The organism is Enterobacter sp. BIDMC 29 (assembly GCF_019378755.1).
GTDB classification, from domain to species: domain Bacteria; phylum Pseudomonadota; class Gammaproteobacteria; order Enterobacterales; family Enterobacteriaceae; genus Enterobacter; species Enterobacter ludwigii.
Genome location: NZ_CP080000.1, coordinates 775,081 through 781,173, shown reverse-complemented (window position 1 = coordinate 781,173; position 6,093 = coordinate 775,081). Strand labels below are relative to the sequence as shown.

Annotated in this window: 7 protein-coding genes and 2 tRNA genes; 3 read left to right on the top strand and 6 right to left on the bottom strand. The window is 50.9% G+C overall.

All coding sequences use genetic code 11. The annotated features are described in order from the left end of the window. Positions 1 to 597 precede the first annotated feature (597 nt). Entirely contained in the window at positions 598 to 849 is a 252-nt protein-coding gene (locus JTA15_RS03535) for a DUF4942 domain-containing protein (protein WP_370629316.1), read from the top strand. A 109-nt stretch (positions 850 to 958) separates the two neighbouring features. Here JTA15_RS03535 and JTA15_RS03530 read toward each other — a convergent pair. From JTA15_RS03530 to JTA15_RS03520, 3 genes are all read right to left on the bottom strand, one after another. Further along, positions 959 to 1,046, bottom strand: a tRNA-Ser gene (locus JTA15_RS03530). Between the two features lie 133 nt (positions 1,047 to 1,179). Beyond that, positions 1,180 to 1,267, bottom strand: a tRNA-Ser gene (locus JTA15_RS03525). Between the two features lie 144 nt (positions 1,268 to 1,411). Then, complete coding sequence (locus JTA15_RS03520) at positions 1,412 to 3,040, bottom strand: ABC transporter substrate-binding protein (RefSeq protein ID WP_219372868.1); 1,629 nt, start codon at positions 3,038 to 3,040, stop codon at positions 1,412 to 1,414. Positions 3,041 to 3,309: 269 nt separating this feature from the next. Here JTA15_RS03520 and yccA point away from each other — a divergent pair, with 269 nt between their 5' ends. Together yccA and tusE are read left to right on the top strand one after the other, a co-directional pair. Continuing rightward, entirely contained in the window at positions 3,310 to 3,969 is a 660-nt protein-coding gene (yccA, locus tag JTA15_RS03515; RefSeq protein ID WP_014169445.1) for an FtsH protease modulator YccA, read from the top strand. Positions 3,970 to 4,057: 88 nt separating this feature from the next. Continuing rightward, the gene (gene tusE, locus JTA15_RS03510; RefSeq protein WP_020884782.1) at positions 4,058 to 4,387 is read left to right on the top strand and encodes a sulfurtransferase TusE; all 330 of its coding nucleotides are present in this window, start codon (positions 4,058 to 4,060) and stop codon (positions 4,385 to 4,387) included. Here the strand turns inward: tusE and yccX are convergent. Genes yccX through JTA15_RS03495 form a run of 3 tightly spaced genes read right to left on the bottom strand, consistent with a single transcriptional unit; the run spans position 4,384 to position 6,033 of the window. Further along, positions 4,384 to 4,665: an acylphosphatase gene (gene yccX, locus JTA15_RS03505; protein ID WP_020884783.1), complete on the bottom strand. Its 282-nt coding sequence runs from the start codon at positions 4,663 to 4,665 to the stop codon at positions 4,384 to 4,386. The two genes, tusE and yccX, sit on opposite strands and share 4 nt — an antisense overlap. Positions 4,666 to 4,676: 11 nt before the next feature. Then, the gene (locus tag JTA15_RS03500) at positions 4,677 to 5,468 is read right to left on the bottom strand and encodes an AraC family transcriptional regulator (protein WP_063925133.1); all 792 of its coding nucleotides are present in this window, start codon (positions 5,466 to 5,468) and stop codon (positions 4,677 to 4,679) included. A 7-nt stretch (positions 5,469 to 5,475) separates the two neighbouring features. Further along, entirely contained in the window at positions 5,476 to 6,033 is a 558-nt protein-coding gene (locus JTA15_RS03495; protein WP_059306083.1) for a kinase inhibitor, read from the bottom strand. Positions 6,034 to 6,093: the final 60 nt, after the last annotated feature.

The window sequence follows — 6,093 nt, the reverse complement described above, 5'->3', positions numbered from 1 at the left end:
GCATTCCATTCACCAGCATATCGACACAATATTTGTTTTTGAGTATTTGTCTGAAATGAAAAAATTTCGGATAAGACCCAATGGCCGGAGTGTAGGAACGTTCCCCACCCGATCGGAAATCAAAAAATGTAACAAAATGTTTCCTATTAGAATCCTGACAGCCAAAGATCATCTTTCTGATTTATAAGAATTTTCTTGCATACCCCTTTAACCCTTATGAAATAAGGGTGTACAGTAAGTGATCAATTTAATTTAGGGACAACTTTGTATAAAATCTCATCAATCATATGAAATATCTGATTTTGTACTTTTATCAAAAAATGAAAGGCAGAACGTACCTGCCTGTGTGAAAAATTGGCGACATTTACTGGCCTTCACCATTTTTATTATTTATTTAAATGGGTCTTATTATTTTCATCAGAAAAACAAATATCGCAGGGGATTTTTGCATGCCTCGCCCCAGTACTCGTGATATGTACATCTCAGGTATCGTTCGAGGAGTGGGTACGACCTTGAACAACAACCTGTTCTGCGTAGTTTGAAAAAATTCGGAAGGGTGTCCATCGTTCCGTAAGTTATATGCATAAGGGCGTACCTGTGAGGCTGATTCCCTTAGAGCGTGTGGCTACATCCGATAACCATGAAAATGTAACCAGACGACTGAATGCTCTCATTGATGAAAACAGGCATTGCAATCGTGATGAAGATGAGATGTTTGCTATTAACTATTTTGAGAAGGGAACGACTCACGTCATAAAACGACCAGATCGGGTGGATAACCCCAATGACATCATCGCTGGCATTATCCTGGAACACCAGGAGCAAGATGTAACAGATGCCGGTTACTAATCCGTCCAATGGATTCTTAGCCCCACCGACGCAAGCCAGACGGCAATGGCATACTGAAAACCGACAAAAAGAAAAAACCCAGGTCGCATAACGACCTGGGTTTCAAATTTGGCGGAAGCGTAGAGATTCGAACTCTAGAACCCTTTCGGGTCGCCGGTTTTCAAGACCGGTGCCTTCAACCGCTCGGCCACGCTTCCAAAGTGAGGCGCACTATAAACATCTATTAGCGCCTTGTAAAGCAGGAATTTTTCTATTTTTTTCTGTGGGTGCTATCCATGCCCCTTAAAAGCAAAAAGCCCCGCGATATGCCTATCGCAGGGCTTTTATGTCTGGCGGAAGCGCAGAGATTCGAACTCTGGAACCCTTTCGGGTCGCCGGTTTTCAAGACCGGTGCCTTCAACCGCTCGGCCACACTTCCTAAGTGAGGCGAACTATAAACACCTCTCCGCATGCTGTAAAGAGTGACCGCATTCGTTCGCTTTAAAAATAGCCAAAACGCGTTTAATCGGTTGAATAGACAACGTATCGGCCATTTTATCAGCACAAAATTCAGCGTTCATGCTCAGTGTTTTTTGATATACATGTCCCTGGTGAAATAGTATCCCAGCTTGTCCGGCGTGAATCCTCCCACCCACGGTTTGACCAGGTGCGTGCGGACATAGTGATATACCGGGATGGCAGGCACATCGCGCGCCAGCAAATCTTCCGCCTGCTGATAGAACTTACCGCGCTCTGCCGGTGTTTTGGCTTTCGCGGCGTTCACCAGCGCCTGGTCATACTCCGGATTGCTGTACTGGCTGGTGTTTTCGCTGTCACCGGTACGGAAGTTGTTCAGGAAAGTGGCAGCATCGTCGTAATCGGCAATCCAGGCGTAGCGCACTGCGTCAAAGTCGTGGGTATGCATCGTATCGAGCATCGTTTTCCACTCCTGATTTTGCAGCTTCGCCTCCACCCCAAGGTTTTTCTTCCACATCGAGCTGGCGGCAATCGCGATGCGCTGGTGCGATTCAGAGGTGTTATAGAGCAGGTTAAAACGCAGCGGATGGCTGGCGTTAAAGCCGGCTTCGGCCAGCAGCTTTTTCGCTTCTTCGATTCGTTTATCCATCGGCCAGCTGGCATAGTCCGGGTTCTGGAGCGTCACACCGCCAATATCAGGCTGGCTGATAAGCCACGCCGGACGCTGCCCCTGCCCTAATACCTTCCCGGCAATGATCTCTTTATCCAGCGCCATGTTCAGCGCCTTACGTACACGCGCGTCGTTGAATGGCGGCCGGGTGGTGTTGAATTCATAGTAATAGGTGGCAAGCTGCGGGGAGACATCCAGCTGGCTACCCAGGGTTTTCTTGAGCTGGGCAAACTGGTTGATCGGCACCGTATAAACAATATCGATTTCACCTGCTTTAAAACGGTTTACTTCCGAGGCCTCGGAGGTGATCGGCAGATAGGTCACTTTATTGATAACGGTATGTGCGTTATCCCAGTAGCGCGGGTTACGCTCCGCCACGATGCGCTCGTTAACCACCCACTGCGACAGTTTATACGCTCCGCTGGTGACGATATGCTCGGGTTTGGTCCACTTATCACCAAACCGGCCAATCAGCACCTTATCCACCGGCACCAGCGACGGGTGGGCCAGCATGGCAAGGAATGCGGCATTAGGTTGAGTCAGCGTGACCTCAAGCGTGGTATCGTTAATGGCTTTTACACCCAGCATATCCGGTGCTTTTTTCCCCTGAGCGATATCAGCGGCGTTAACAATATGCATGTTGCCCGGATAGCTGGCATACGGCGAGGCGGTTTTGGGGTCTGTCAGACGCTGCCAGCTCCAGACCACATCCTGCGCGGTAATCGCGGTGCCGTCACTCCATGTGATGCCTGGACGCAGATGAAAAGTCCAGACGGTGTTGTCTTTGTTTTCCCATTTTTCTGCCAGCCGTGGCTGTATTTCACCAGTTGGAGAAACGCTAACCAGCCCTTCGAAGATATCGCTGATAATATTGAATTCGACATCGCTTTCGACTTTATGCGGGTCAAGTGAGGCCGGTTCATTACCGTTGTTTCTGACCAGTTCCTGTTTATCGGCCAGCTGTGTTCCTGCTGGCACGTTAGCCGCCCAGGTCGCCGTGCTGGCGCACAGGATCCCTGCCGTTAACAAAGAGAGTGTAAAGCGCGTGCGTGCTTGTGGTTTCATTTCCTTCGCCTTATTGTCTGTTTTTTGACGATCCGGAAATAACACTTAGCGCTCAAAGTGTAATAACGCAATATTTTTCAGTAACCTATAAGAGCTTGATCTGAATAAATGAAGCAAACCGTTGTTCATTCTGCTGAAAAGGTTTTCTGAAGAATAAACAACCAGCAGTAACGCTAACGTCCTGAGTAAAGATGGGTAAAACCACTTTGAGACTGGCGCGCCGTTTCCTATTCTTTCCGCTAATTACATCTGTCATAAGAGAGTGACTCATGGATCGTATAATTACTTCTTCACGCGACCGCACATCGCTACTCAGTACCCACAAGGTGCTGCGCAATACCTATTTCATGCTCAGCCTGACGCTGGCATTCTCGGCGATGACCGCAACGGCCAGCACCGTACTGATGCTACCGTCACCGGGTCTGATCCTGACGCTGGTGGGGATGTATGGTCTGATGTTCCTGACCTACAAAACTGCTGACAAACCGGTGGGTATTCTGTCCGCGTTCGCCTTTACGGGTTTCCTGGGCTATATCCTGGGGCCCATCCTTAACGCCTATCTGTCCGCCGGTATGGGCGACGTGATTGGCATGGCGCTGGGCGGTACCGCGCTGGTGTTCTTCTGCTGTTCGGCCTATGTGCTGACCACCCGTAAGGACATGTCCTTCCTCGGCGGTATGCTGATGGCAGGCATCGTGGTGGTGCTGGTAGGTATGGTGGCAAACATCTTCCTGCAGCTGCCTGCCCTGCACCTGGCGATCAGCGCCGTGTTTATTCTGATTTCTTCTGGCGCAATCCTGTATGAAACCAGCAATATCATTCACGGCGGTGAGACGAACTACATTCGCGCCACCGTGAGCCTGTATGTATCGTTGTACAACATCTTTGTCAGCCTGTTGAGCATCCTGGGCTTCGCCAGCCGCGATTAATCAACAATGCTGTGAACCAGAGCCCCGCTTATGCGGGGCTTTGTTTTTTGGTACACTGCTGCGGTTTTTGACTGACGCGTGAATGACTATGTTGAGTTTTGAAGGTAAAGAGATTGAAACTGATAACGACGGTTATCTGAAAGAGAGCAGCCAGTGGAGCGAGCCGCTGGCGGAAAAAATCGCCGAAAACGAAGGTATCGCCCTCTCCCCGGAACACTGGGAAGTGGTGCGTTTTGTGCGCGAATTCTATCTCGAATTCAACACCTCCCCGGCGATCCGCATGCTGGTCAAGGCAATGGCCAATAAATTCGGTGAAGAGAAAGGCAACAGCCGTTACCTGTATCGCCTGTTCCCGAAAGGCCCGGCAAAACAGGCCACCAAAATTGCCGGCCTGCCAAAACCGGTGAAATGCATTTAGTAGCGAATACCGAAGTTAACGTATTCCCGGCCGGGTTGATGGGGTTCGGTTAAAACCTTATCAACCCGCGCGCTGCGCGGCCCACCAGCTTTCAGCCATGCAACCAGCTTTTCAACCTGCTCCGCATCACCACAGGCAACGACCTCAACGCTGCCATCATCCCTGTTTCGCGCGTATCCCGTGAGCCCCAGCTGCATAGCTTCGCGCTGCGTGCTGTAACGGAATCCGACGCCCTGAACCATGCCGTGTACCCAGGCAATTGTGCAGATTTTTGACATTTTTCTACTCCTTAACGTAGCGTTTTCGGCAAACAGCCATAATGTTGCCGGAAACGGGCAGTAAAACGAGAGCTGGAAAGATAACCACATTGTAATGCGATTTCGCCAATAGGTAACCGGGTTGACTGTAAGTGTGACAGCGCAACGGCCATCCTCACCTCCTCAACAATCTGGCGAAAACTCTGCGACTCTTCGCGTAACCGTCTGCGTAGCGTCGGCACGCTCAATGCCAGGCGGCTGGCAACATCCTGTGCAGTCCAGGCCCTGGCAGGCGACAGCATGATGAACTGCCGCACCTGCTCGGACAGGTGGCTATTACGCTCTATAAGCAACGGCCCTGCGACGCCGTCATGTAGCAATGCCAGCAAAAGGCCGAAAGCCTGATGCTTTTGTAACGCCTCCGGTAAATCCTGACGCACGGCATGCAGCAGGTTACCCCACATAAATGCCAGCCCCTCACTCAGGGGAGCACAGAGGGAATGTAATTCTGTTCGCGGCCAGGATTTCAGGTAATGCGTTTTAAACTCCGCCAGAAGCTCCGGTGACAACATCAATAAGTCAGAACGAAAGAGACCATTCGCGGGTTGATTTATGATCTCCAGCGGCGTATTGGCGGGAATAATGATCAGCGACGCTTTCGTCGCCACTAGGCGGTTATCGTCCTGAACAATCACTTTACTGCCGTGAGTGATATGGCAAATGGCAGGAAGAAAGAGTTTAACCTGGTGCAGGTGATGCATTTTACTGGCGCTCACTTCACCAGCCGTCAAATGTTTATGTTGAAACTGGACTCCCTGCACCATGCCATCCTTATCTGCTGTAGGTAACGGTTAAGCTGGCCTTCGCCAGGACGTGACTGTTAAGCATAAAACCCACCAGCGCGCCGCTGGCATTCCTGTCGACAGGCAATTTATCCACATCCAGCGCCCAGACGGTAAACTGATAACGGTGCGGCTTATCCCCTTTGGGCGGACATGCGCCGCCGAAACCAGAATAACCGAAATCATTACGCCCCTGCACAACCCCGGCCGGTAATGTCTCACCCTTCGGGTTTCCGGCATCGGCGGGAAGCGCCAGCGTCTGGAGGGGAATATTGACCACCGTCCAGTGCCACCATCCACTTCCGGTAGGGGCATCAGGGTCAAATACCGTGACTGCAAAACTTTTCGTCCCGACAGGCGGATTTTTCCACGCCAGTTGTGGAGAGTGATTCCCACCGTGACACCCAAACCCGTCAAACACCTGCTGTTGCGACAACGGGCGTTCACTGGCCAGATCCTGACTGCTGATGGTGAAAGACGATGCCGCTAAAACATGAAAACTGACCACCGCCAGGGTGGTTACTGCTATCGCAAGGCGCTTTCTCATTTGTGTTTCCCTTTGCTGTACCGGAAACCCTACTGTAAAGCCCACTGCAGTGCAGCACTG